This window comes from Acinetobacter seifertii (genome assembly GCF_016064815.1).
Lineage (GTDB): Bacteria > Pseudomonadota > Gammaproteobacteria > Pseudomonadales > Moraxellaceae > Acinetobacter > Acinetobacter seifertii.
In genome coordinates this window covers 3693087-3717855 of the sequence record NZ_CP065820.1, presented here as the reverse complement: position 1 = coordinate 3717855, position 24769 = coordinate 3693087, and the positions used below count along the sequence as shown (strand labels likewise).

General features: G+C 40.8%; 23 protein-coding genes, 3 tRNA genes and 1 pseudogene. 14 read left to right on the top strand and 13 right to left on the bottom strand.

Annotated features, from left to right (window positions below):
* Nucleotides 1–10 precede the first annotated feature (10 nt).
* Nucleotides 11–1012, top strand: a complete 1002-nt coding sequence (locus tag I8T81_RS17160) for an HlyD family secretion protein (protein ID WP_049064939.1) — start codon at nucleotides 11–13, stop codon at nucleotides 1010–1012.
* A 58-nt stretch (nucleotides 1013–1070) separates the two neighbouring features.
* Here I8T81_RS17160 and ruvX read toward each other — a convergent pair whose 3' ends face one another.
* The 3 genes from ruvX to recN all read right to left on the bottom strand — a co-directional run bounded on the left by ruvX (nucleotide 1071) and on the right by recN (nucleotide 3858).
* Entirely contained in the window at nucleotides 1071–1511 is a 441-nt protein-coding gene (gene ruvX, locus I8T81_RS17155) for a Holliday junction resolvase RuvX (RefSeq protein ID WP_004699093.1), read from the bottom strand.
* Entirely contained in the window at nucleotides 1511–2065 is a 555-nt protein-coding gene (locus I8T81_RS17150; protein WP_004699090.1) for a YqgE/AlgH family protein, read from the bottom strand. Before I8T81_RS17150 ends, ruvX begins: the two co-directional genes overlap by 1 nt.
* Before the next feature lie 125 nt (nucleotides 2066–2190).
* Nucleotides 2191–3858 carry a DNA repair protein RecN gene (gene recN, locus I8T81_RS17145; RefSeq protein ID WP_198071720.1) on the bottom strand — a complete coding sequence of 556 codons (1668 nt, stop codon included), beginning with the start codon at nucleotides 3856–3858 and terminating at the stop codon, nucleotides 2191–2193.
* A gap of 239 nt (nucleotides 3859–4097) precedes the next feature.
* Here recN and I8T81_RS19065 point away from each other — a divergent pair.
* The 4 genes and pseudogenes from I8T81_RS19065 to I8T81_RS17130 all read left to right on the top strand — a co-directional run.
* Nucleotides 4098–4503 (top strand): annotated as a pseudogene (locus I8T81_RS19065) (tetratricopeptide repeat protein); the annotation flags it as partial.
* A gap of 106 nt (nucleotides 4504–4609) precedes the next feature.
* Complete coding sequence (gene ppnP, locus I8T81_RS17140; protein ID WP_000099685.1) at nucleotides 4610–4936, top strand: pyrimidine/purine nucleoside phosphorylase; 327 nt, start codon at nucleotides 4610–4612, stop codon at nucleotides 4934–4936.
* A 102-nt stretch (nucleotides 4937–5038) separates the two neighbouring features.
* Nucleotides 5039–5788, top strand: coding sequence for a 23S rRNA (guanosine(2251)-2'-O)-methyltransferase RlmB (gene rlmB, locus I8T81_RS17135; protein WP_198071719.1), 750 nt, complete (start codon nucleotides 5039–5041; stop codon nucleotides 5786–5788).
* Between the two features lie 35 nt (nucleotides 5789–5823).
* Nucleotides 5824–6732 (top strand): DMT family transporter, encoded by a 909-nt coding sequence (locus I8T81_RS17130; protein ID WP_198071718.1) that lies wholly within the window; start codon nucleotides 5824–5826, stop codon nucleotides 6730–6732.
* A gap of 2 nt (nucleotides 6733–6734) precedes the next feature.
* On the opposite strand, the gene coaE is transcribed toward I8T81_RS17130, so the two are convergent.
* Genes coaE through pilB form a run of 4 tightly spaced genes read right to left on the bottom strand, consistent with a single transcriptional unit; the run spans nucleotide 6735 to nucleotide 11159 of the window.
* Nucleotides 6735–7331 carry a dephospho-CoA kinase gene (coaE, locus tag I8T81_RS17125; protein WP_198071717.1) on the bottom strand — a complete coding sequence of 199 codons (597 nt, stop codon included), beginning with the start codon at nucleotides 7329–7331 and terminating at the stop codon, nucleotides 6735–6737.
* Between the two features lies 1 nt (nucleotide 7332).
* Nucleotides 7333–8193, bottom strand: a complete 861-nt coding sequence (locus I8T81_RS19035) for a prepilin peptidase (protein ID WP_198071716.1) — start codon at nucleotides 8191–8193, stop codon at nucleotides 7333–7335.
* A complete protein-coding gene (locus I8T81_RS17115) occupies nucleotides 8193–9419 on the bottom strand; it encodes a type II secretion system F family protein (protein ID WP_086496648.1) in 1227 nt (408 codons plus the stop codon). The genes I8T81_RS19035 and I8T81_RS17115 overlap by 1 nt, the downstream gene beginning before the upstream one ends.
* Before the next feature lie 27 nt (nucleotides 9420–9446).
* Complete coding sequence (gene pilB / locus I8T81_RS17110; RefSeq protein WP_198071715.1) at nucleotides 9447–11159, bottom strand: type IV-A pilus assembly ATPase PilB; 1713 nt, start codon at nucleotides 11157–11159, stop codon at nucleotides 9447–9449.
* Nucleotides 11160–11448: 289 nt separating this feature from the next.
* Here pilB and tpiA point away from each other — a divergent pair, with 289 nt between their 5' ends.
* The 9 genes from tpiA to I8T81_RS17065 all read left to right on the top strand — a co-directional run bounded on the left by tpiA (nucleotide 11449) and on the right by I8T81_RS17065 (nucleotide 18380).
* Entirely contained in the window at nucleotides 11449–12243 is a 795-nt protein-coding gene (gene tpiA, locus I8T81_RS17105; RefSeq protein ID WP_198071714.1) for a triose-phosphate isomerase, read from the top strand.
* Nucleotides 12244–12255: 12 nt separating this feature from the next.
* The gene (gene secG / locus I8T81_RS17100) at nucleotides 12256–12585 is read left to right on the top strand and encodes a preprotein translocase subunit SecG (RefSeq protein WP_002156913.1); all 330 of its coding nucleotides are present in this window, start codon (nucleotides 12256–12258) and stop codon (nucleotides 12583–12585) included.
* A 56-nt stretch (nucleotides 12586–12641) separates the two neighbouring features.
* A tRNA-Leu gene (locus I8T81_RS17095) sits at nucleotides 12642–12726 on the top strand.
* A 38-nt stretch (nucleotides 12727–12764) separates the two neighbouring features.
* Nucleotides 12765–12841: transfer RNA gene (locus tag I8T81_RS17090), tRNA-Met, on the top strand.
* Between the two features lie 89 nt (nucleotides 12842–12930).
* Nucleotides 12931–13007: transfer RNA gene (locus I8T81_RS17085), tRNA-Met, on the top strand.
* Between the two features lie 215 nt (nucleotides 13008–13222).
* Entirely contained in the window at nucleotides 13223–13747 is a 525-nt protein-coding gene (gene rimP, locus I8T81_RS17080; protein WP_002157009.1) for a ribosome maturation factor RimP, read from the top strand.
* A 37-nt stretch (nucleotides 13748–13784) separates the two neighbouring features.
* A complete protein-coding gene (nusA, locus tag I8T81_RS17075) occupies nucleotides 13785–15269 on the top strand; it encodes a transcription termination factor NusA (RefSeq protein WP_198071713.1) in 1485 nt (494 codons plus the stop codon).
* Between the two features lie 10 nt (nucleotides 15270–15279).
* Nucleotides 15280–17979, top strand: coding sequence for a translation initiation factor IF-2 (gene infB / locus I8T81_RS17070; protein WP_004699066.1), 2700 nt, complete (start codon nucleotides 15280–15282; stop codon nucleotides 17977–17979).
* Nucleotides 17979–18380, top strand: coding sequence for a ribosome-binding factor A (locus I8T81_RS17065; protein ID WP_002114836.1), 402 nt, complete (start codon nucleotides 17979–17981; stop codon nucleotides 18378–18380). Before infB ends, I8T81_RS17065 begins: the two co-directional genes overlap by 1 nt.
* Before the next feature lie 59 nt (nucleotides 18381–18439).
* Here the strand turns inward: I8T81_RS17065 and I8T81_RS17060 are convergent, their stop codons facing one another.
* The 6 genes from I8T81_RS17060 to I8T81_RS17035 are packed head-to-tail and all read right to left on the bottom strand — an operon-like array spanning nucleotide 18440 to nucleotide 24684.
* A complete protein-coding gene (locus tag I8T81_RS17060; protein ID WP_004699064.1) occupies nucleotides 18440–18844 on the bottom strand; it encodes a Na+/H+ antiporter subunit G in 405 nt (134 codons plus the stop codon).
* A 12-nt stretch (nucleotides 18845–18856) separates the two neighbouring features.
* A complete protein-coding gene (locus I8T81_RS17055) occupies nucleotides 18857–19132 on the bottom strand; it encodes a monovalent cation/H+ antiporter subunit F (RefSeq protein WP_198071712.1) in 276 nt (91 codons plus the stop codon).
* Nucleotides 19129–19656, bottom strand: coding sequence for a Na+/H+ antiporter subunit E (locus I8T81_RS17050; RefSeq protein ID WP_039251201.1), 528 nt, complete (start codon nucleotides 19654–19656; stop codon nucleotides 19129–19131). Before I8T81_RS17050 ends, I8T81_RS17055 begins: the two co-directional genes overlap by 4 nt.
* Nucleotides 19657–19658: 2 nt before the next feature.
* Nucleotides 19659–21470 carry a monovalent cation/H+ antiporter subunit D gene (locus I8T81_RS17045; protein WP_198071711.1) on the bottom strand — a complete coding sequence of 604 codons (1812 nt, stop codon included), beginning with the start codon at nucleotides 21468–21470 and terminating at the stop codon, nucleotides 19659–19661.
* Entirely contained in the window at nucleotides 21470–21838 is a 369-nt protein-coding gene (locus I8T81_RS17040) for a Na+/H+ antiporter subunit C (protein ID WP_198071710.1), read from the bottom strand. Before I8T81_RS17040 ends, I8T81_RS17045 begins: the two co-directional genes overlap by 1 nt.
* The gene (locus tag I8T81_RS17035; RefSeq protein WP_107972881.1) at nucleotides 21835–24684 is read right to left on the bottom strand and encodes a monovalent cation/H+ antiporter subunit A; all 2850 of its coding nucleotides are present in this window, start codon (nucleotides 24682–24684) and stop codon (nucleotides 21835–21837) included. The genes I8T81_RS17040 and I8T81_RS17035 overlap by 4 nt, the downstream gene beginning before the upstream one ends.
* Nucleotides 24685–24769: the final 85 nt, after the last annotated feature.

The window sequence follows — 24769 nt, the reverse complement described above, 5'->3', positions numbered from 1 at the left end:
GGTGAGTGAAATGAATCAATTGGAGTTGAAAAAAGTCATCCGTCCAGTGATTTTGATTGTCGCATTAATGATTGCGGTCTATACCATTGTGCATTTATGGAATTACTATAATGCAGCGCCGTGGACACGTGATGGTCGCGTTCGTGGGGACGTCATTCAAGTTTCTTCAGATGTAGCAGGACTTGTAACTGAAGTATTGGTTCAAGATAACCAGACTGTCAAAAAAGGTCAGGTACTTTTTAAAATTGATGTCTCTCGCCGAGCTTTAGATGTAGAGCAAGCAAAGTCTGATTTGGCAAAAGCAAAAGCGGCATATGCTCAGGCGCAAGCAGGTTTAGCACAAGCCAAAGCAAACTTAATTAAATCGAGTACGAACATTAAGTTAGCCGAGAAAAACGCAAACCGTTATTCAAACTTAATGGATGGCGCTATTTCTAAACAAGAACAAGATCAAGTCTTTGCAACTCGCGATCAATCCCTTGCAGAGCATGAACAACTTCAAGCTGCGATTGAACAAGCAGAAGCAACTATTAAGCAGCAACAGGCACTCGTTGAAGCTGCGACAAGTAACTTGCATTTAGCTGAACTTAATATGCATCGTGCTGCTGTGGTGGCACCCGCAGATGGAACACTCTCTAACTTTGATATGCGCCCTGGTAATTATGTTCAAGTTGGACAAGCAGTTGCAGCATTACTAGACCGTAAACAACTCTATGTTGTAGGGTATTTTGAAGAGACAAAATTAGACCGTATTCATATTGGCGATGAAGCGAGTGTACAGTTAATGGGTGATAGTCAAAAAATTAAAGGTCATGTACAAGGTATTGCATCGGGTATTGAAGACCGTGAGCGTTCAAGCAGTTCTAAATTGCTTGCAAACGTAAACCCAACCTTTAGCTGGGTTCGTTTAGCGCAGCGCGTACCTGTGAAAATTGTGTTAGACGAAGCGCCAAAAAATCAGCTTGCTTTTGTTTCTGGCCGTACTGCGACAGTACATATTATTGAAAAATAAAAAGCTTAAGTTTTTAAACTCAATAAAAAAGCATGTGTAAAACATGCTTTTTTTACTTTTATGGCGTTAAGCCGACTGGATTTCGATACCAACTCTGGATCAGCAAGGCTGCTGCAAAACTATCTGCTGATAATTTCTTTGCGCGTCCTTGTTCTTGGTAGAAGCCGAGCTCTTCTCTTGCTTCACGCGTCGTTAAGCGCTCATCCACCATCCAAGTTTCAATGTTGGTTTGATGGCGTAAACGTCTTGCAAATTTGCGGGCACGTGTAGAAAGTTCCGACTCACTATCATCCATATTTAATGGAAGACCAACAATAAACAAATCAGGTTGCCACTCTTTCACAATTTTTAAAAGCTGGTCCCAGTTAGGAATTCCATCTTTCATCACAAATAACGGTAGTGGGTTAGCACTTTCAATTGCAGATTGACCTATAGCCATCCCCATTTTTTGAGTGCCAAAATCGAAAGCCATAATTGATTTGGATTGTGTCACAGTCATTAAGCATGTCCGATTTCAGAAGCCAGCCATGTGCGATCTACACCAATCTTTTTATAGGCTGCATCCCAACGGTCATCGTACGGTAAGTTAAAAATCAGATCCATATCGGCATCACAGATAAGCCAGTCACCGCGAGCGATTTCATCTTCTAACTGGTTTTTACCCCAACTCGCATAACCCAGTGCGATTTGATAGCGACCCACACCTTCGTTATGTGCAATTGCATCAAGAATATCTTTACTGGTGGTAATACAGACATTTTCACCCACAGCGATAGAAGAGTGCCAAGTTGGTTGGCCAGTATGAAGGACAAAGCCTGCTTCTGGGCGTAAAGGCCCACCTTGTAAAACCTCATGTGGATTTACATTGTCTGCATCAATATCTAAATCATTCAGGAGTTCTTTAATTTGAATGCCAGCAGGACGATTAATGATAATGCCTTGAGCACCTTCTTCATCGTGACGGGCAAGATAAATTACTGTATTTGCAAAAAAGTCATCTGCCAGTTCTGGCGGGGCAATCAGACAACGGTGAGTCATGTATTGTTTGGTCACCTAAGCGGTTCTCCCTCAAAAAATGTCGCTAGAGGGTCTCACGACCCTATTATCTATATAGGTTCTTTTTATCAACATACAAGAGTTAATCGGATTTCGCCAATCTTTTTCTCTCATTTTCTTTATTAATTTGAAGAAGCCTGAAATTTAAGTTGTCGTAATTGTTTAGCATGCTGTAAGGTCGTTTCATTAATTTCAACACCGCCAGACATACGTGCTAATTCAGAAATAATCTGATTTTCATCAAGTTGTACAATGGTACTGCTGGCTGGGTCAGTTTGCTGCTTTTTAACTAACAAATGTTGATCAGATTGCGCAGCGACCTGTGCTTGGTGAGTAATACATAAAAGTTGGACATGTTGAGCTAAGTCGGCAAGTAAACGCCCAACCACTTCAGCCGTACCACCGCTAATCCCCACATCAATTTCATCAAACACTAAAACTTCGGCTTCCGTTTTTTCCGCGTTCATGACTTGCATGACGAGTGCAATACGTGAAAGCTCACCACCCGAAGCGACGCGTGCTAATGGTTGTGGTGGAATACCTTTATTAGCCGTAAATAAAAGTTGAATAAAGCTTAAGCCTTCTGCACCTGGTTGTTCTAGGGGTTCAAACTTAAACTCAAAGTGGGCTTCTGGTAGTGCTAAAGGTTTCACTTGTTCGGTTAACTGTTTGGCAAGTGGGGCAGCAGCTTCACGACGAATATTGTCTAAATGCTGAGCTTTCTCTAAAAATTCCTCATGTGACTTTTCTACTTGCTCTGCCAGAGTCTCCGGGTCTTCAAGTTGATGTAACTGTTCAAGCTCATTTTGCCAAGTTTCGTATTCTTCTTTGAGCGTCTCTGGCTGAGTACGGTACTTACGTGCCAGACGATGAAAAACTTCAAGCTTGGAATTTAGTTCTTCCATTCGTTCAGGATCAAAACTTTGACGATCAATGAACTGACGTAAATTTGATGTGGCATCATCAATTTCACTTTGCGCATTTAATAATGAGTTATAAATTTCAGAAAGCTGTTCACTACGTCCTGCATGAGATTCTAAACGACGAATAATCGACGACATTTCTTGAGTAATGTTTTGCTCAGCTTCATCAAGCGCATTCAGGCTATAGCTACAATCTTGCATGATATGTTCATGATGACTGAGGCGATCGAACTCTTGCTCGATTTCTTTGTAATCAGTTTGAATAACCTCTTCAAGCTCTTCAATTTGCAGCTCTAAAGTCGCAATACGTTGTAGACGGGTTGCTTGAGCATCTAAAGCTGCTTGGTGTAAACGAATTGTGCGTTGCCATGTGCTATAGGCCTCACGAACATCATGCACTTCTACATAAAAATTGTTATAACGGTCTAACCAATGCTTTGGATAAGGTGGCTCAAGTAGCTGTTGTTGGCTGTGCTGGCTATATAACTGAACCAGTAAACGTCCTAATTCTTTAAGCTCAGAGAGGCTGCTCGGACGTCCATTGACCCATGCTTTACTGCGACCAGTTGCGAAAATAACACGTCGTAAATGAATTTCCCCAGAATCATCATCTAGTTCATGGTCTTGTAGCCATTTCGCTTCAGGACTATTGTCCTGATAAGTAAAAACAGCGGTTACATCCGCTTTGTCCGAACCATAGCGGACATAATTTGTATCTGTACGTTCACCTAAGCAGGCAGAAAGTGCATCCAGTAATAATGATTTTCCGGCACCTGTCTCACCTGTTAGAACATTAAATCCTTGTTCTATATCAATAGCTAAATGATCAGCTAATGCAAAATTAATTAAAGTTAAATGTGTGAGCATAAACGCATCCAACGCGCCAAATTATGGGTTAAAGATAGAGAAGTTTTGAATTTGCTACAAGTGATCTATTATTCTAACTGAAATTATAGAACTCCAAGATTCTTGTTCGTTTATTATTTGGCAATAATCGTCGATATCAAAAATTATCAGAATTATTCATGGATACATTTATTTAATTGTGTAGAAAGATATTTTTTACTTGCCAGTTTATTTTGAAGAGTAAAAAAATATATCAGTATTTTCATAATATTGAAGTACATATTGGTGATTATGTTGCCACTGGAAAGTATGTGGAAAATAGAGTTATAGACCAACATTATCTGCGTTATTGTATTTGACCGATTTTAAAATAAAGTGTGCTTGTACATGCTAGTCGGCATTTTGATGGAAATAACGTCGATTTCCCAGCTTGTGAGGCCGCTTCAATGCGAAATAACCCAGACAACTTTAATGTTGGCATAGAAGTTGATTCATCATTAATTACAGCTCCTAGTTGATTATTCAAAAGCGCAGAAAGTTTACTGAGTTTTTCTGGATGAAATTTACGATGAAGTTTGCAGATAAGGTGAAATTATGTTGACCAATCGAAATATTGAAGTAAATTTACCCCACGCTTTTACTAAAAAAATTCAGCTACAGCAGTAGAAATTACAAGTCTATGCGTATGAAAACTGATTGATTAGTTATTTAGGCACAATTAAACTACATTCAACATAAGTTATATAAATGCGGCATTATCTGGAGAATGTGCATGAGTTCAACCCAATTTGATCATGTAACGGTCATCAAAAAGTCAAATGTTTATTTTGGTGGAGCATGTATCAGCCATACCGTGCAATTTGAAGATGGAACGAAAAAAACATTAGGTGTTATTTTGCCGACTGAGCAGCCTTTAACATTTGAAACACATGTTCCTGAGCGTATGGAAATTATTTCAGGTGAATGTCGCGTGAAAATTGCAGACAGTAATGAAAGTGAATTGTTCCGTGCTGGTCAATCATTTTATGTTCCTGGAAATAGTGTTTTTAAAATTGAGACTGATGAAGTGCTCGATTATGTGTGCCATTTAGAAGGCTAAGAAATTCCTGTTTAAATCGGGTACACTATGCCCAAAGAAATCCTGTGAAGTTGGCTTTGCAGGATTTTTATTTTTTTGCTCAAACGTTGTTAGAGGTCAAGCATGGCAAAACCGGAATATTATTATGGCGTTCACTCAGTGGAGTCATTGTTAGAACTTGAGCCGGAACGTGTGCTAACCCTGTTTACTTTAAAAGGGCGGGATGACCAACGTTTGCAAAAGATTTTGCACTTGGCAGAGCCTTTTGGAATTAGTGTACAAAAGGCAAGCCGTGATAGTCTTGAAAAACTTGCAGGTTTGCCATTTCATCAGGGTGTAGTAGCAGCAGTACGTCCTCATCCGATTTTAAATGAAAAAGATCTAGATCAGATCTTGGCTGAAACTCCAGATGCTTTATTGCTCGCATTAGATCAGGTAACAGATCCACATAACTTAGGTGCTTGTATCCGTACCGCTGCTGCAATGGGCGTGCAAGCTGTGATTGTGCCGCGTGATCGCTCGGCAAGCTTAACCCCAACAGCTCGTAAAGTTGCGGCGGGTGGAGCTGAAAAAGTTAAATTTATTCAAGTCACAAATTTAGCTCGTACATTGGCTCATCTGAAAGAAACCACTCATGTACGTGTAATTGGTACTATGCTTGATGAAAGTGCACTGCCAATCCAAAAGTGTGATTTCTCTGGCCCAGTCGTGATTGTGATGGGAGCTGAAGATACAGGTTTGCGCCCAATTACTCAGGCACAGTGTGATCACAAAGTTTATATTCCGATGTCTGGGAATTTACAGAGTTTGAACGTAAGTGTGGCAACAGGTATGGCACTTTATGAGGCTTGTCGTCAGCGTTCTGAGGTATAATTGAGCTGCCTTTCTAGTTTTTAAGCAGTCTTCATATGTCTCCCCGTAAACAAGGTTATTTCTTTGTATTGGTGACCATGTGCATTTGGGGCGGGTTTACACTTTTTGCTCGTTTAAATGCACAATGGCACATCAGTGCTTGGGACATTGCCGCACTGCGCTTCGCTATCGCCTTTCTAATTTTAATGCCTATCTTAATTTATAAAAAAGATCTCGCTTTTTTATGGAGTAAGCATGCGGTTATTTTGGCGCTCATTGGCGGTGTTATCTATTGTCTGACTGTTTATACAGCTTTTCTTTATGCTCCAGCCGCACATGCTGCAATATTTTTAAATGGATGCATACCAATCTGCACAGCTCTAGCTGCCTATATTTTATTTAGACAGCCGTTTGATAAACACACATGGGCGAGTCTCGCAATCATGATCGCTGCCTTAGCACTCATGAGTATTTTGATGCTACGTACAAGTACCTCTGCGTTTGGAATTGGAGACTTACTCCTTTTTATTAGTGCGATTTGGTGGGGAATTTTTACTGTATTACTTAAACAGTGGAAACTTTCTGCATGGCACTCTATGGCAAGTGTCGCGATTTGGTCTGCAATTATTTACTTGCCCATCTATGCTCTATTTTTACCAAAGCATTTCATGGAAGTTAGTCCTGTTCATTTAGCGATACAGGGCATTTTCCATGGTGTATTTGTCGTTATTATCGCAACTTTGACTTATGTTGCTGCCATTCAACGTCTTGGTGCTTTTAAAACTGGAAGTATTGTAACTTTGGCGCCGTTCATTGCCGCTATTTTAGCTGTACCTTTACTTGGTGAGTCATTAAGCCCATCAATTATTGTGGGCTTGGTAGGTATGGGAATAGGAGCTTTACAGCCTTGGCGTTGGTTTAGGCAAGATAGCCTGACACAAAAGATTAAGCAGCAAAATATGTAAGATTAGTTGGTGCGCTTCAAATAGCTTTGATGTAAAGGCTCTAGTTGCTGATATAAATGTTCGAGTAATCCGTCATTAAACACAATGTCATTAGCAAGTTCGCGTTTACGCTCGCGTGGCATTTGTGCGGCAATAATTTTCTGAATTTGTTCTTGATTTTGCCCGTCACGTTGACTTGCACGCTGAATTTGAGTTTGTTCACTCGCATCCACTAATAAAGTGTGATTAACCAATTCATGTTGGTTGGTTTCAAAGAGTAATGGTGAAACTAAAATCACATAAGGACTTTTTGGATTTTGTAGTTGTTGAATAATCGATTGGCGAATCGCAGGATGGGTAATGCTCTCGAGTATGTGTCTTGCTTCAGGGGTCTGAAAAATATGTTCGCGTAGGGCACGCCGATCTAAATTACCATCGGGCTGAAGTACCCAGTCTCCAAAAGTTTGCTGAATTTTTTGGAGAGTAGGTTGGCCTTTTTCAACGACTTCACGCGCAACGATGTCGGCATCGACGACTTGAATTCCTTGGGACTCGAACCATTGTGTTGCAGCAGATTTTCCACTGCCAATACCACCTGTGATTCCCAGAATAAAAGCCATCTTAACCTCCTAAATAAATCTTCATAATCTGATCACCCCATAAAAAGGCAACCCAGCCCGCAATGGCAATATATGGTCCAAAAGCAAAAGGCTGATTGTCATTTCTTAACTTTAATAAAATGATGCCAATGATTGCACCTAATAAAGATGACAATAACACAATTAATGGCAGCATCAATGGTCCCATCCATGCGCCTAATGCGGCAAGCAATTTAAAGTCACCGTAGCCCATACCTTCTTTGCCAGTAATCACTTTAAATAAGTAATACACAATCCATAGGCATAAAAAGCCGATTAAATAACCCCAAATAGCTGAGTTAGGCGCGGTATAAATATTAAAGGTGTTAATGCCTAAGCCGAGTGCTGCTAAAGGCAGGGTAAAGCGATCAGGCAAAAGTTGTGTATCAAAGTCTATAAAGGTGAGGGTAATTAAAACCCAAGTCAGGACGAGTCCCCAAAGCATTTGTATGGTCGGGCCAAACACCATAACCACCACCAATGAACATAACATGGTGAGTAGTTCAATTGCTGGATAACGAATGCTAATCGGATGTTGGCAATGACCACATTTTCCTCTTAACATCAACCAGCTTATGACTGGGATATTTTGATACCAACGAATCGGTTGATGGCACTTTGGACATGATGAAGCAGGTTTGCTTAATGTTAGCTTTTCATGATCAATGATTGGTTGTTCAGGATTGAGTAACATTTGACATTCTTGCTGCCAATCTTGTTCCATCATTTTGGGGGTGCGATAAATCACCACATTCAAAAAGCTACCAATACACAGGCTCAATAGTGCAACTGCAATATAAAGTGCAGTTAAGTTTTGAATAAAATAAGCAATGATGTCTTGCATTATACCACTGAACCCATTTTGAAAATTGGAAGATACATGGCAACAACTAGACCACCTACCAGAATCCCTAAAATTGCCATGATTAAAGGTTCCATCATTGCAGTTAAGCCATCAACAGCATTATCCACTTCATTTTCATAGTAGGTTGCAACTTTGTCGAGCATACTGTCTAGTGCGCCCGATTCTTCACCAATTGCAACCATTTGTATAGCCATAGAAGGGAAACGGTTAGAGACACGCATAGAAAACTGAAGCTGTTGACCTGTTGCAACATCTTCACGAATTTTCATAACAGCTTGTTCATAGATGACATTGTTGGTTGCACCAGCAGTTGACTCAAGTGCATCAATCAAGGGAACCCCTGCTGCAAATGTAGTGGCAAGTGTACGACTATAGCGGGCAATAATTGCTTTATAAACCAAATCCCCAAAAATAGGTAATTTAAGTGCCAGTTTATCTAAGCCATCACGAAACTTTTTACTACGTTTTTTAGCCTCAATAAAGGCGACAATAATTGCACCAATCACCATAATCATAATGAACCAGTATGATTGCATCCATTTCGACATATTCACGACCATTTGTGTGAATGCCGGTAATTCTGCTCCGAAAGAAGAAAACAGATCTTGGAAAACAGGGACCACCCAAATCATCAAAACAATAGTTACCACAATGGCTACTACAATAACCATTGCAGGATATTTCATTGCTTTCTTAATTTTTTGCTTGAGCAACTCACTTTTCTCTTTGTAAATTGCCACACGGTCTAGCATAGTTTCGAGTGCACCTGATTGTTCACCAGACTCAACAAGTGAACAAAACAAATTATCAAAATATTGAGGATACTTTCTTAAAGCTGAGGCAAAAGTGCTGCCACCTTCAACTTCACCTTTAATACCAAGTACCACCTCCCGCATTGCTGGATTTTCTAAGCCTTCAGCTACAATTTCAAAGCCTTGTACCAGAGGTACACCAGCTTTCATCATGGTCGCCAGTTGTCGGGTAAAAATCGTAATATCAAGCGTTGATACTTTTTTCTTGAATAAACCTTCAAGAATATTTTTACGTTTCTCACGTATGGTTCGAACAGTAACTCCTTGTTTGCGTAAGGTCACTTTAGCTAAAGCCATATTTTTGGCTGGAAGTTCCCCCTTAATTTTTACGCCCTTACGGTCAACCCCTTCATAAGCAAAAGTCGGCATCATTTGTGCCTTTTTGACAGCCATTAGATTATCCTTATTTTAAATAGTGTCTTATTCACTGGTCACACGGTTGACTTCTTGTAGAGAGGTCACCCCTTGCATTACCTTTTTTAAACCTGAACGACGTAGATTATTAAACCCCAATTTTTCAGAAGCAGCCGCGATTTCTAGAGCATTACCATCTTCCATAATAATCTTGGAAATTTCAGGTGTAACTTTCATTACTTCATAAATACCGACACGGCCTTTATAGCCTTCACGACATTCAGGACAACCCACAGGTTGAAAAACGCGAAAGTCTGGATGTGCTAGATCCTGTTCGGTAAAGCCCATTTCCAATAGGCTTTGTTTTGGAACATCTGTAGGTATTTTACATTGAGAGCAAAGGCGGCGTGCTAACCGCTGAGCAATAACCAAGTTGACTGATGTTGCAATATTGAAAGAAGGAACCCCCATATTGCGTAAGCGAGTCAGTGTTTCTGGTGCACTGTTGGTATGCAGTGTTGACATCACCATGTGACCCGTTTGTGCAGCTTTAATCGCGATTTCTGCTGTTTCCAAATCACGAATCTCACCAACCATAATAATGTCAGGGTCTTGTCGTAAAAATGATTTAAGTGCAGCAGCAAACGTAAGACCTACTTTCGGGTTCACGTTAACCTGATTAATCCCTTCAAGGTTAATTTCTACAGGGTCTTCGGCAGTAGAAATATTAGAGCTCTCAGTATTTAAAATGTTTAAGCCTGTATATAAAGATACAGTTTTACCGGAACCTGTTGGTCCAGTAATTAAAAGCATACCTTGTGGTTTATCTAAAGCTTCCATAAACAAAGCTTTTTGTTCTTCTTCGTATCCTAGGGCGTCAATCCCTAGCATTGCGCTTGATGGATCAAGAATACGTAGAACTAGCTTTTCACCAAACAACGTCGGAAGTGAGTTCACACGAAAATCAATTGCTTTAGTTTTTGAGAGCTTAAGTTTGATACGACCATCTTGTGGGACACGTTTTTCGGAAATATCCATTTGAGACATTACTTTTAAACGTGAAGCCAAACGGTTTGCCAATTGTAAAGGCGGATTAGCAATTTGACGTAACACGCCGTCGACACGATATCGAACCCGATATGACTTTTCATACGGTTCAAAATGTAAATCTGAAGCGCCCATACGAATGGCATCAATGAGCAACTTATTAATATATTTAACAATGGGTGCTTCATCACCTTGAGGTGTTTCGTCTTCATCCTCTTGAGTGGCAGGGCTATCAAGGCTGACGTCAAGATCAAACTCTTCATCATTAAAATCAAAACTGCTTTCTTCTGCGAAATGCTGGTTTAAAACTTTTTCGAGTTTATGGTGCTCAACAATGACAGGCTCAACCATCAGTTTGCTATTAAAACGAATCGCATCAATCGCTTCAATATTGCTTGGATTGCTGGTCGCAACATATAAAATTTGGCCTCTTTGAATAAGTGGCAAAATTCGATGTTTTAAAATCAGTTTTTGATCGACCAGATCTTTAGGAATCTGAGATGTGTCATAAACATCAAGATCAAAATATGGTTCAGCAAACTCAGCGGAAATTGTTTCAGCCAGTAAAGAAGGAGAGAGATGCGCCTCTTCAATTAAATAGGCAACTGTATCCCGCTTAGCTCTTTTTGCTGCATCTAATGCAGTTTGCATGGTCGTTGCTGACACATGTTCTTCTTCGACTAAACGCCGAAAAAACCCCGTAAATTTTGGAGATGTATGTAATGCTGACATCTGCCTGCCTATGCTCATATGTTTATAATTGGTATATGAAAAATTATACTTTTGTTATGTAAAATTACTACCTTAGAAAGTGTTGCTCTTGTCCTACTCAGGCTGTTAAAGCTTGAACTAGTCGAAGTTTTTATAGATTAATTTTTAGAATATTTAAGTTTGAACCCTTAGAAAGTTTTTTTAATTTCAAAGAGTAGAAAAGATATAAGTAATCCCATTAAAGAAAAGTATCTGAAATTTGTATAAATGCGTGTAGAATGTGCTGCATTTTTGATGAAAGGTGAGCAGTATGTCGGGTTCGACGATTACGCCTTGGGTAGTTGGCAACTGGAAAATGAATCCAATGCGTGCTAACGCCAACCAACTTATAGAAGAATTTAAACAATTATTGCAACAAAACCAAATTGCAGATGAAAGCTGCCATGTGGGCGTTGCCCCTGTTTCTATTGCACTTACAACAGTACAGGCGCAATTGCAGGATGCTGCAAGAACAGTATATACAGTTGCGCAGGATGTATCGCGTATTGCAGGTACAGGTGCTTATACTGGTGAAGTTAGTGCAGAATTATTAAAAGATAGCCAAATTAATTTCGTATTGGTCGGGCATTCTGAACGCCGTGATATTTTTGGCGACAACGTTGAAATTTTGAAGGCGAAACTCCAAAATGCATTAAGTGCGGGCTTAACTGTCATTTATTGTGTCGGTGAAAGTCTTGAACAGCGTGAGCAAGGCCATGCAGAGCAAGTTGTTTTACAGCAAATTTGCGATATTGCACCTGTGGTTACTGCTGAACAATGGCAAAACCAAGTCGTGATTGCTTATGAACCTATCTGGGCAATTGGTACAGGTAAAACAGCTTCTCCACAAGATGCACAAGCGATTCACGCTAAAATTCGTGAAGGCTTATGTCAGCTTACTTCAGCGGGTTCAGATATTGCTATTTTATATGGTGGTAGTGTAAAAGCTGAAAATGCTGTTGAATTAGCTGCATGTCCAGACATTAATGGTGCGTTGGTCGGCGGTGCTTCATTAAATGCAGCATCTTTTTATCAAATTGTACAAGCCTTCGCGCAAAGCAAATAACGAGGATAGGGTATGCACTCTTTTGTACTTGTTGTACATATTATTTTAGCTGTACTGATGATTGCATTGATTTTAGTGCAACACGGTAAAGGCGCAGATGCTGGTGCTTCTTTTGGCGGCGGCGGTGCAGCAACTGTATTTGGTGCATCGGGTTCGGGTAATTTCCTGACTCGTCTAACTGCTGTTTTAACTGCATTGTTCTTTGTAACGAGTTTAACTCTTGCTGTTTTTGCGAAAAAACAGACGACGGAAGCATATAGCTTGAAAACTGTACAAACAACAGCACCAGCTCAAACCACATCGCCTGAAACTTCACCAAATGCACCAAAAACGGGTCAATAATTCGAAATAGGGCTTTCCTTTTGCAGTTGGAAGGACTAGAATGCGTCCCACAAGCTGCGGTGGTGGTGGAATTGGTAGACACGCTACCTTGAGGTGGTAGTGCCTTCGGGCGTGGGGGTTCAAGTCCCCCCTTCCGCACCAACTTTGAACCAGAAAGTTGAGTGCAAGCAGTTTATTGATGCGGGATGGAGCAGTCTGGTAGCTCGTCGGGCTCATAACCCGAAGGTCGTTGGTTCAAATCCAGCTCCCGCTACCAATTTGATTAAGGTGCAACTTAATCAAGCGAATATTAGATAAGTTTACATTGACTTTTTTTGATATTTGTATATAATTTTTGCACGTTGATGCGGGATGGAGCAGTCTGGTAGCTCGTCGGGCTCATAACCCGAAGGTCGTTGGTTCAAATCCAGCTCCCGCTACCAAGTTTCTTAAAAGAGGCTCACAGACAAGTGGGCCTTTTTGCACAGTGGACTATTGTTTTCTGTGCTACATAGGGGCGATTAACGCCCTTTTTTATTGGTTATCGTATCGCTATCGTGTAGTGTCGACATCAATTGGTCAAATAGTCATGCTTCACTATAGTAGGTCTGTGTCGGTTAAAACAACCGATTGAATCGCACGAGAATGACGAGAGTAAATGAAATTATCAAATAAATCCCAAGCATTGTATGACATGATTGCCCCAGCAGTGCAAGCATGTGGTGTTGACCTGTGGGGAATCGAATTCCTTCCACAAGGTAAACGTTCATTATTGCGTATTTATATCGATAGACCAGTTGATGAAAATGCTGAACCAGTGATTAATGAAGATGGTGAAGTAGAACAAGGTCGTGGTATTGGTGTGCAAGATTGTGTACGAGTTACACAACAAGTCGGCGCAATGTTAGATGTTCATGACCCGATTTCAGGTGAGTATTCATTAGAAGTTTCTTCACCAGGTTGGGATCGCCCATTTTTTCAACTCGAACAATTGCAAAGCTACATTGGACAACAGGTTGCTTTGCGTTTAATTGCAGCAGTAGAAAATCGCCGTAAATTTCAAGCAAAACTCCTTGCTGTAGACCTTGAAAATGAAGAGATTAAGGTTGAAGTTGAAGGAAAGCATGTGCTTGATATCGACAGCAACAATATCGATAAAGCAAACTTGATCTATCAAGATTAAATTTATTTAAATTATATAAGAAATCGGTAGGTGACTTATGGGCCGCGAAATTCTTACCGTTGTAGAAACGGTTAGTAATGAAAAAGGTGTTAGTCGTGAAGCGATCTTCGAGGCTTTAGAACAAGCTCTAGTTGCTGCAACGAAGAAAAGATTTTACGAAGGTACACATGCTGAAGAAGCTCAACTTCGTGTAGAAATTGATCGTAAAACAGGTGATTACCGTACATTCCGTCAATGGATTGTTGTGGCAGATGAAGATCATGAAATGCCAGCTTGCCAAGACGCGATTTCTGATCTTGACCCATCTAAATGGTCAATTGGTGATGTACGTGAGCTCGAAGTGGAATCTATCGAGTTTGGTCGTATTGCTGCACAAATTGCAAAACAAGTTATCGTACAAAAAATTCGTGAAGCTGAGCGTGCTTTAGTTGCGGATGCATACGAGTCTAAAGTTGGTGAGTTGATTTACGGTGAAGTGAAAAAACAAACCAAAGATGGCTTTATTATCGACTTAGGCGACAACGCAGAAGCTTATCTTGCACGTGAAGAAATGATTCCTAAAGAAATTCTTCGTCCAAAGCAACGTGTAAACGCTATTTTATATAATGTTAACCGTGAAGGTCGTGGCGCTCAGTTGTTGTTATCACGCGCTAAGCCTGAAATGTTAATTGCTTTAATGAAAAAAGAAATTCCTGAAATTTCTGAAGAAATCATTGAAATTAAAGCAGCAGCACGTCAACCCGGCGTTCGTGCTAAAATTGCAGTGAAAACAAATGATCACCGTATTGACCCTGTAGGTGCGTGTATTGGTATGCGTGGTACGCGTATCCAAGCTGTGCAACAAGAGTTAAATGGTGAACGTATTGATGTAGTGGTTTGGTCTGATGATCCAGCTCAATACATTGCAAGTGCATTAGAACCAGCTGATGTTTCAGGCATCGTGCTTGATGAAGATGCAAGAAGTGCTGACATTATTTTTGCAACCAGCGATCAATTGGCTCGTGCGATTGGCTCACAAGGTCAAAACGTTCGTTTGGCTTCTGATTTAACTGGCTATAAACTCGACATGATGCTTGAAGAAGAGTATCGTGCTCGTCAGCAAAATGAAGCTCAGCAGTATCTTGACATGTTTGTATCACGTTTAGATATTGAAGAAGATTTAGCAATGGCATTGGTAGAAATGGGCTTCACTTCTTTAGAAGAGATTGCTTATGTGCCTGCTGAAACTTTTGACGAAATTGAGCTTGACGCTGAATTGGTTGAGTTATTGCAAAGTCGTGCAAAAGAAGCAGCTCTTACTGATGCTTTGAAACAGCAAGAAAATATTCAAGAACCGAGCGCAGACCTCCTCACTATGGAAGGCATGACTTCTGAGATCGCTTACTCGCTTGCCGCTCGCGGTATTATTACCGTTGATGATTTGGCAGATCAGGCTACTGACGATATCTCTGATATTGAAGGTCTTGATCATGAAAAAGCTGGTCAATTGATCATGAAAGCTCGCGAATCATGGTTTAACTAGGAGATGAAATATGACGGACAAGTCGATTAAAGAGTTAGCTCTCACTGTAGGACGTCCTGTTGAGAAGCTCCTAGAACAGGCTCGTGAAGCAGGTTTGCCTCAACGTACAGCAGACGACATTATTACCACTGAACAACAGGATACTTTGGTCAATCATTTGAAAAAAGTACATGGTCAGGAAAGTGGTAACACAGGAAAAATTGCGTTGAAACGTAAAACAACCAGTACCGCTAAAGTTGCAAGTACTTCAGGTAAAGCAAAAACAATTAACGTAGAAGTACGTAAAAAACAGGTTTTTGCTAAGCCAAACCCAGAACAAATTGCAGCAGAAGCTAAAGCGCGTGCAGAAGCAGAAGCTAAAACACGTGCAGATCAACAAGCGCGTGATACTGCAGAGCAAAAAGCGCGCCTTCAAACAGAGCAAAAAGCAAAAGCAACTTTAGATGCGATGCGTGCTGCTCACCAACAAGATAGCGCTGCACAGTCAGCACCTAAAGCTGCTGTTGTAGTGAAAAAACGTGGTGGTGGTACAGTAAAACCTGCACCAAAACCAGCAGAAACTTTAGAGCAAAAGAAAGCGCGCGAAGCACAAACAGCTCAGTTAAAAGCAACTGAAGAAGCTGCACGTCGTAAAGCGGCTGAAGAAGCTCAACAACGTACACTTGAACAAATGCGCAAAATGGCGTCTAAGTATTCAAATGATGATACAACGACAACAATTCGCGTAATTGATGATTCTCCACTTGCTTCAGGTCTTGTTGGCCAAGCTTATGAAGATTCATTCAAGCAAGAAGACCGTGAAATTAAACGCGGTGGTGCAACTACTAACCCACGTGCTGGTAAGAAAGGCGGTCGTCGTGGTCAAGAAGAGCAAAGCTTCGTTAACCATAACAAACGTGGTTTAAAATCAAGCCAAGCAAACAAACATGGTTTTGAAAAGCCAGTTAAAAAGCAAGTTTATGATGTAGAAATCGGTTCAAGTATTGTTGTTGCCGATCTTGCTCAGAAAATGGCGATTAAAGTACGTGAAGTTATCAAAACACTTATGAAAATGGGTGAGTTGGTTAATCAAGATCAAGCGATTGATCAAGATACAGCAGCACTTGTTGTAGAAGAAATGGGCCATAACCCTGTTCTAGTTTCTGATACACAAGCGGAAGATAACTTGCTTGAAGCGGCTGAAGAAGCGCGTGGTGAGCAAACAACTCGTCCACCAGTTGTTACGATTATGGGGCACGTTGACCATGGTAAGACATCATTGCTTGACCGTATCCGTCGTTCGAAAGTGGCGGCTGGTGAAGCAGGTGGTATTACCCAGCATATTGGTGCGTATCACGTTGAAACGGACAAAGGAATCATTACATTCCTTGATACACCGGGACATGCTGCGTTTACTTCAATGCGTGCACGTGGTGCTAAAGCGACAGATATCGTGGTATTGGTTGTTGCGGCAGATGATGGTGTAATGCCACAAACTGCAGAAGCAATTGACCATGCACGTGCAGCAGGTACTCCAATTATTGTTGCAATCAACAAAATGGATAAAGAATCTGCTGATCCAGACCGTGTGTTAAACGAATTAACAACGAAACAAATCGTTCCAGAAGAATGGGGCGGTGATGTTCCGATTGCTAAGGTTTCTGCACATACTGGACAAGGTATTGATGAACTCCTTGATTTAATTCTTATTCAATCAGAATTGATGGAATTAAAAGCATCTGCTGAAGGTGCTGCGCAAGGTGTTGTTATTGAAGCACGTGTTGATAAAGGCCGTGGTGCAGTAACTTCTATTCTTGTTCAAAACGGTACATTAAATATTGGTGACCTTGTTCTTGCAGGTTCATCTTATGGTCGTGTCCGTGCAATGTCTGATGAAAACGGTAAGCCAATTAAATCAGCAGGACCATCTATTCCAGTAGAAATTCTGGGTCTTCCAGATGCTCCAATGGCAGGTGATGAAGTTCTTGTTGTAAATGACGAGAAGAAAGCACGTGAAGTTGCCGATGCTCGTGCTGACCGTGAACGTCAAAAACGTATTGACCGTCAAAGCGCAATGCGTCTTGAAAATATTATGTCGTCAATGGGCAAAAAAGACGTTCCTACAGTGAACGTTGTTTTAAGAACTGACGTACGTGGTACTTTAGAAGCATTAAATGCAGCTTTATATGAACTATCTACTGATGAAGTAAAAGTTCGTGTAATTAGTTCAGGTGTTGGTGCGATTACTGAGTCTGATGTGATTCTTGCTGAATCTTCAGAAGCTGTATTGTTAGGCTTTAACGTTCGTGCTGATACAGCTGCTCGTCAACGCAGTGACCAAGATGGTATCGATATTCGTTACTACAGCATCATTTATGAATTAATTGATGATGTGAAAGATGCCATGAGCGGTAAACTTGCTCCTGAACACCGTGAAACAATCTTGGGTGTTGCTGAAGTACGTGAAGTATTCCACTCAAGTAAGTTTGGTGCAGCAGCAGGCTGTATGGTACTTGAAGGTACATTGCATCGTAATAAACCGATTCGCGTATTACGCGATGATGTGGTTGTGTTCCAAGGTGAACTTGAATCATTACGTCGTTATAAAGATGTGGTTGAGGAAGTTCGTGCCGGTATGGAATGTGGTCTTGCGGTGAAAGGTTATAAAGACATCAAAGTACAAGACAAGATTGAAGTATACGATGTTCAATTGATTAAACGGAGTCTTTAATGGCGGGTAGCCAACGCTTAAAGCGCATGGCGGATTCAGTACAACGCGAGTTGTCTGAGCTAATCCGTCAAGAGCTTAAAGATCCTCGCTTAGGTGGTCTAGTGACCATCTCTGCGGTGAAAGTCAGTGCGGATATGGGATATGCTGAAGTTTACGTTACTGTTATGGGGCGTGAGCTAGGTGATGAACAAAGTGAAGCAGCAAATAAAGAAACTTTAGATGTATTAAATAAAGCTTCTGGTTTCTTGCGTCATGAGTTAAGCCGTCGTATTAAAACTCGTATTACGCCTCGTTTACGTTTCCATTACGATAAGACGAACGCATATGGTAACTATATGTTTGGTCTTATTGAAAAAGCGGTACAAGATTTACCGGAACGTAAGTCAGATGACCAAGAGTAATTAAAACTCAAAATAAAAAAGCCACCTTGGGGTGGCTTTTTTATTATTTAACATTTTACTTAATGTTTAGGTGGATCCATCGGAGGTTTGTTCTGTGAAAAGCGTTGTCCGATTTTATAACGATCCCATGGTAATGGACGTTCTATTGCTTCAGGAACCTCACCACTGAGTGAGCGTAAGCGTAGATGTAGTGCCGCTTGTGCTATTAAATTGGCTGAAACAGGAGCTGTAATAAAAGCCAAAAGCGTGATCAATAGTTCGGCAAAACCAAAGCGGCCTTGGAAAGCAAAAAAGATCATTGAAGCAATTAAAAAGCTACCTAAACCCAACGTGCTCGATTTGGTAGGTGCATGTAAGCGCATAAATAGATCGGGTAGGCGTACCATTCCGATCGACCCGACTAACATAAAGAATGCACCGAAAACCAGAAAGATCGAAACAATAATTTCCATTGTAAATTGCATTTTGACCTCCCTTTAATCGATCACATGACCAGTTGTGAAATAACGTGCCAAAGCAGCTGTCGAAACAAACCCTAGCATGGCAACCAATAATGCCGCTTCAAATAAAGAGGTGGTTGTCCAATAGATACCTAATACAACAATCAGACAAGTTGCATTTAGAAAAAGCGTATCGAGTGCCAAAAGACGATCTACAATTGATGGCCCCATCACCATTCGAAACAAGCAAAGCAACATAGAGATTGTGATAGCAATCATGCTAATACCAAGAGCATAAGGTAGGATGGTCATATGTTGTCCTCCGATTTGCTTTTTACATCAAAAATCTCCATGAGCGGAGCTTCATAACGTTGTTTGATGTCTTGCACATCACTTTCGGTATTTTCTGTACTGAGTGAGTGCACCAGAATATCACCACGTTCTTGATCAATACCAGCTGAGACAGTTCCCGGTGTTGTGGTAATAATCATTGCCAGTAACGAATTTACCTGTTCATGTTCCGTTTCTAAAGGCACACGATACCACTTAGGATGTAATTTTTTAGGAGGCCCTAATACCAGTTTTGCAACACGAAAATTGGAAATAACAATATCCCAAAGTACAACAAAAAATAGTTTTATTGCTGGTTGCCAATGGATGTGCGGTGTTCTGGTAATAAAAGGTCGAACTAAACGCGGAATCACAAGACCCAAAATTACAGCCATAAGTAGGTCGCTGGCATCAAGACTATGCGAGAGCATTAACCAGAAAATAATAATCAAAAAAGAAACAAATGGATGTGGGAACCAACGTTCAAGCAATTTAGATAGCTGCATTGTTAAGGCTCCATAGGTTTCAGTTGACTTTCATCAGCAATCGTTGGTGTTAGCAATTTTTCCTGCTGCTGAATTTGGCGGCGCTTATATTCGGAAATATGCTCACCGTTAAAAGTGTCTTTAGAAATAATGTCAGGAACGAGATATGCATTATGATCTTCAACTTCTCCACCATATTTTGTTTCTGGTAAATAAGATGAGTCATAAGGCTGAACACTAATAGTTTCACCATTTTGGTCAGTCTTAAGAATAGACTGCTGATAGAGTGCATGGTTTTGAATTTGTTGAGCCGTACCAGTGGTGTAGTGCAATACGGGTGAAGCAAACACTACATAAGTGATCAAGCCTGCAAGCAGAATATAAATGACCGAATCATTACGTGGTGGTGCTTGTACAGGTAGAGCTTGATAACTTACATAAGCAGGATTTTTTGGGTCTTCTTCTGGTACTGAAGCTCTCCAAAATAAAATAAACCCGACACGTGTTAACGCAATAATGCTTAATAGACTTACAACAAGCACGACTCCAATGATCCAGCCTTGATATGCAGTTTCAACAGTCGCTTGTAGAATAAATACTTTCCCAAAGAAGCCACTAAAAGGCGGTAACCCGGCAAGCATCATTGCAATTAAAAAATAAGTCAGCATCGCTGCTTTTTCTTGCTTGATTCTTGGAGCAATCTTTAAGTGATCTTTAAAGTCACCACGTTGTGAAGTCATCCAGCCACAGAACAGGTAAAACGCAGCACCAATCAGTGTACTATGTACGAGATAGAACAAAGCTCCTGACCATGCTTGCGTGTTTGACATTGCTATTGCGGTCAATAGAGTACCAATCGAAGACAGCACCATAAAACCAACAAAACGTCTGAGACGATCTGCCCCAATTGCTGCAATCACACCATATAAAGAAGTGACTAAACCAATTGGAAGGAGCCAACCTTTAAAGATTTCCTGACTGATTACATCGTTAAATACTGTTCCATTGACACGTAGAATGGCATAAATCCCCACTTTGGTCATAATGGTAAAAATTGCTGCAACGGGCGTACTTGCAACGGCATAAGTTTTTGGTAGCCAAAAACCAACTGGTAACATGGCAGCTTTAATACCAAATACAACAAATAAGAGTAGGGCGCCAGCAACTGCTAATTTATGCTGGTCTGCATCTAAAGTTGGTAAAAGGCGTGAAACATCAGTCATATTTAGACTGCCTACACTGCCATAAATCATACCAAGGCCAATTAAGAATAGGGCAGAGGCTAAAAGATTGATAATGACATAGTGTACGCCAAGTTGAAATCGTGGCTTCCCTTGTCCATGTAGTAGCAGGACATAAGACGCCATAAGCAAAATTTCAAAGAAAACGAACAGGTTGAATAAGTCACCTGTGAGAAATGCTCCGCATAACCCCATTAAAAGAAAATGGAATATGGCGTGGAAATAGCGTCCACGTGTATCCCAATTTGCGCTGGCATACCATAGAATTGGAACTGCTAATGCATAGGTTAAAACCAGCATAAATGCAGAGAGTCGGTCGAGTACCAAGACAATACCAAAAGGAGCTGACCACTCACTCAACTGATAAACCGTAATTTGTCCGGTATTTGCAACAATAAGATAATTAACAGCAGTGGCTAAGCCTGCAACTGCTGAGACTAAACTAATGCCACGACGCCAAGGTTGTCGCCAATCTTCTTTCAATGCGCCAGCGCCAGGATTACCTAAAAGTAATAAGATAAAACCAGTAAAAGCAGGAATGAGGATGCTGAAAATAGGTGTATTTGCTTGCCAAAAAGATAAAAAATCAAACATCACGGCTCATCCTCACGTGGGTCGTATGTTGGGGAAATATCTTCTTTAGCATCAACATGATCACTACCTGATTCATAACGGCTTCGTAATGCTAGTTGCACAATAAAAGCTGTAGTCGCAAAGCCGATAACAATCGCAGTTAAAACAAGTGCTTGAGGAAGTGGGTCTGTAATATTCATCGTTTCAGTTAAAATTGCAGGTGAACTCACTTGTAAGCGGCCCATCGCAAACAAAAATAGGTTAACTGCATAACCGAGTACGGCTAATCCCAATACAACAGGGAATGTACGTGCACGTAAAATGAGATAAATGCCTGTCGCAACAAGTAGCCCAATGGCAGAGGCCAGTAAGAATTCTAAACTGATCATGATGATTTCTCCCCATGAGGTACAGGACCAGACATACTCGAGTGGCGAGAGTCCCCTAATACAGAAATGAGTAGCATCGTGGCACCTACCACTGTGATATACACACCCAAATCGAAGCTTGCTGCTGAAGCCAGATGTAGTTTTCCTAAAACTGGTAACTCAACATAGACATGAGCACTAGTTAAGAATGGGCGTGCCCAGAACCATGCGGCAATACCAGTTAAGCCTGCAATTGTTAAACCCGAACCAATCCAGACTTCGTATAGACGACCAGATTGTGCTTTTAGCATTTGTTCCGCTTGATCTTGACCTAAAGCAATGTACTGAATAATGAGTGCCATTGAGGTAATTAGACCTGCAATAAAGCCACCGCCAGGATAATTATGTCCGCGCATAAAGATGTAGACACTTACGACAAGTGCTAAAGGCAGTACCCATGATGCCGTAATACGGAACATAAGCGGAGATGGGTTAAAGCGATATGTGAGGCCTTGTGTCATGGTGGTACCATGTACCCGCATACCATCCATTAAGCAAAGTGCTCCAATCGCAGCAATGCCGAGTACAGTAATTTCACCGAAGGTATCGAAGCCACGGAAGTCGACTAAAATGACATTTACAATGTTTGAACCACCACCTAGTGGTAAAGACTGCTGCGCAAAGAACCATGAAATTGAATTGTGATCACGAGTTAAAATGAGCCACGTAATCCAGCCAATGCCTAAACCACCAATAATTGCTAAAGCTGCATCTCTTAAACGTCGAGAACGAAGAGATTCATACGGTGTGAGTTGGGGAAGTAGAGATAAACTCATTAACAGCAATACAGTAGTAACTACATCGACTGTAATTTGAGTCAGCGCTAAGTCTGGTGCCGACATGGTGACAAATACCATGGTAACCACAAGACCAATTGCACCGCTAATCAGTACTGCTTTGATACGCTCATGATGAAACCATAACATCATCCAGCAACCAGAGAATAATGTTAGCCAAAGAACAATAGCAATCCATGGTGCATGTGTCAGTTCACGGGTACCTGTTGTAAGCCCTTGATTGATTAAAGGCAGGGTAACCATGATGATGCTAAAAGCAATGATGAGGAACAGGTAACTTTGTAGAGAACCATTCTCAGTTTTTTGTTTGATTTTGCGGCTAGTTAATAATAAATGTTTTAAAAATAAATCAAACAAAATACGACCTTGTAAGCGACCAAGTCTTGGATCGAGGTCGATTTTACGAATCATGCCGTCTTTTGCTAAAGCAAAATAGAAAAGTGTACCGCCCACTAAGGCAATAATACTCATGATTAAAGGTGCATTGAATCCATGCCAGATCGCAAGATGAGTTCCTGCAAAATCAGGCTGCATGAGACTTGCGCGTGTCACACTGTTAACTAAAGGCTCGACCAGTAAGGATGGGAAAATACCCACTAAAATACAGAGTGCTGCAAGTAGTATGGCTGGTGCTCGCATGCCAATTGGTGGTTCATGCGCATTTTTATTTGGCACTTGTTTACCAATTGGACCGTCAAAGAACACGCCGTGTACTAATCGGATTGAATAACTCACTGCAAAAATACCTGCAAGAGTCGCAATAATACTGGCAAAGATAACCGTTGAACCTGAAAGGTTTGCTAACAGTTCGGTAAAGAACATTTCTTTCGAAATAAAGCCATTGGTGAGCGGAACACCTGCCATTGATGCTGCAGTAATCATGGTAAGTGTTGCGGTAAACGGCAGTAATTGCCATACCCCACTTAACTTTCTAAGATCACGTGTACCAGTTTCATGGTCAATAATCCCTGCAATCATAAACAGCGCAGCTTTAAATGTTGCATGGTTAATAATATGAAAAACCGCAGCTGCAACAGCTAAAGGTGAGCCAATACCAAGCAAGCAAACGATAAGACCTAAATGACTAATGGTTGAATAGGCTAACAGTCCTTTTAAATCTTCTTTAAAGATTGCAAAGCATGCGGCCATACAGAGCGTAAATAGGCCTACAAAAGTAACAATGTTGTGATAAAGCGCGGCACCAATAAAGATAGGTGCAAGACGAGCTAATAAGAAAATACCAGCCTTAACCATGGTTGCTGAGTGCAAATAAGCCGACACTGGAGTGGGTGCAGCCATTGCATTGGGTAACCAAAAATGGAAAGGGAACTGCGCACTTTTTGTAAAAGCACCGAGTAAAATAAGCAAAAGCGCTGGAACGAAAAGATGATGACTTTGAATCAGATCTTTCATTCCGACAATGTCATTAATTTCGTAGGTACCTGTGATTTGTCCTAATAAGACAAATCCACCTAGCATAGCGAGTCCACCCATTCCTGTGATGGTAAGTGCCATACGTGAGCCACGCTGAGCTGCTTCGTAATGACTCCAGTAACCTACTAATAAGAAGGATGAAATACTGGTAAGTTCCCAAAAGACTAATAAAATAATTAAATTATTGGAAAGAGAAATACCCAACATAGCTGCCATAAACAGCATGAGTAATAAATATAGTTTACTTAGTGAATTTTTAGGGCCTAAATAGTAATAGGCATAAATATAAATGAGTGTACCGATACCGGTAATAAGAAGAGAAAATAATAAACCAAGGGCATCAAGTCTAAAGCTCAGATTAATCCCAAGTTGTGGTAACCAATCCCAACTTTGTTGAATGCTTGCACCACTAAGCACTGTTTTAGCTTGAGTCAGTAATAAACCAAAACTGGTTAAACTGACTCCGATTGCCCCTAAAGCCGTTACTCCACGTGAAAACCGTTGAAGCAATGAAACAAGGGTGGTGCCTAATATTAACGGTAATAAGATAATTATCGGTAGCACACTCGTATCCATATATAATTTAGACCGAAGCCTAAAGGTGAAATTTTCATTTCAGAATAGATAGGAATTCAAAGAGATTTCCAAAGCTTATATTCTG

Excerpts from the sequence above, each read along its gene's own strand:
- coaE (WP_198071717.1), bottom strand. The coding sequence starts at position 7,331 with ATGGCTTTTATTCTGGGAATCACAGGTGGTATTGGCAGTGGAAAATCT.
- I8T81_RS17060 (WP_004699064.1), bottom strand. The coding sequence starts at position 18,844 with ATGCAATTTACAATGGAAATTATTGTTTCGATCTTTCTGGTTTTCGGT.
- I8T81_RS17035 (WP_107972881.1), bottom strand. The coding sequence starts at position 24,684 with ATGGATACGAGTGTGCTACCGATAATTATCTTATTACCGTTAATATTA.
- I8T81_RS17055 (WP_198071712.1), bottom strand. The coding sequence starts at position 19,132 with ATGACCATCCTACCTTATGCTCTTGGTATTAGCATGATTGCTATCACA.
- rimP (WP_002157009.1), top strand. The coding sequence starts at position 13,223 with ATGAAATTATCAAATAAATCCCAAGCATTGTATGACATGATTGCCCCA.
- recN (WP_198071720.1), bottom strand. The coding sequence starts at position 3,858 with ATGCTCACACATTTAACTTTAATTAATTTTGCATTAGCTGATCATTTA.
- ppnP (WP_000099685.1), top strand. The coding sequence starts at position 4,610 with ATGAGTTCAACCCAATTTGATCATGTAACGGTCATCAAAAAGTCAAAT.
- I8T81_RS17130 (WP_198071718.1), top strand. The coding sequence starts at position 5,824 with ATGTCTCCCCGTAAACAAGGTTATTTCTTTGTATTGGTGACCATGTGC.
- pilB (WP_198071715.1), bottom strand. The coding sequence starts at position 11,159 with ATGTCAGCATTACATACATCTCCAAAATTTACGGGGTTTTTTCGGCGT.
- rlmB (WP_198071719.1), top strand. The coding sequence starts at position 5,039 with ATGGCAAAACCGGAATATTATTATGGCGTTCACTCAGTGGAGTCATTG.
- I8T81_RS19035 (WP_198071716.1), bottom strand. The coding sequence starts at position 8,193 with ATGCAAGACATCATTGCTTATTTTATTCAAAACTTAACTGCACTTTAT.
- infB (WP_004699066.1), top strand. The coding sequence starts at position 15,280 with ATGACGGACAAGTCGATTAAAGAGTTAGCTCTCACTGTAGGACGTCCT.
- I8T81_RS17050 (WP_039251201.1), bottom strand. The coding sequence starts at position 19,656 with ATGCAGCTATCTAAATTGCTTGAACGTTGGTTCCCACATCCATTTGTT.
- I8T81_RS17065 (WP_002114836.1), top strand. The coding sequence starts at position 17,979 with ATGGCGGGTAGCCAACGCTTAAAGCGCATGGCGGATTCAGTACAACGC.
- I8T81_RS17045 (WP_198071711.1), bottom strand. The coding sequence starts at position 21,470 with ATGTTTGATTTTTTATCTTTTTGGCAAGCAAATACACCTATTTTCAGC.
- I8T81_RS17115 (WP_086496648.1), bottom strand. The coding sequence starts at position 9,419 with ATGGCTGTCAAAAAGGCACAAATGATGCCGACTTTTGCTTATGAAGGG.
- tpiA (WP_198071714.1), top strand. The coding sequence starts at position 11,449 with ATGTCGGGTTCGACGATTACGCCTTGGGTAGTTGGCAACTGGAAAATG.
- secG (WP_002156913.1), top strand. The coding sequence starts at position 12,256 with ATGCACTCTTTTGTACTTGTTGTACATATTATTTTAGCTGTACTGATG.
- nusA (WP_198071713.1), top strand. The coding sequence starts at position 13,785 with ATGGGCCGCGAAATTCTTACCGTTGTAGAAACGGTTAGTAATGAAAAA.
- ruvX (WP_004699093.1), bottom strand. The coding sequence starts at position 1,511 with ATGACTGTGACACAATCCAAATCAATTATGGCTTTCGATTTTGGCACT.
- I8T81_RS17160 (WP_049064939.1), top strand. The coding sequence starts at position 11 with ATGAATCAATTGGAGTTGAAAAAAGTCATCCGTCCAGTGATTTTGATT.
- I8T81_RS17040 (WP_198071710.1), bottom strand. The coding sequence starts at position 21,838 with ATGATCAGTTTAGAATTCTTACTGGCCTCTGCCATTGGGCTACTTGTT.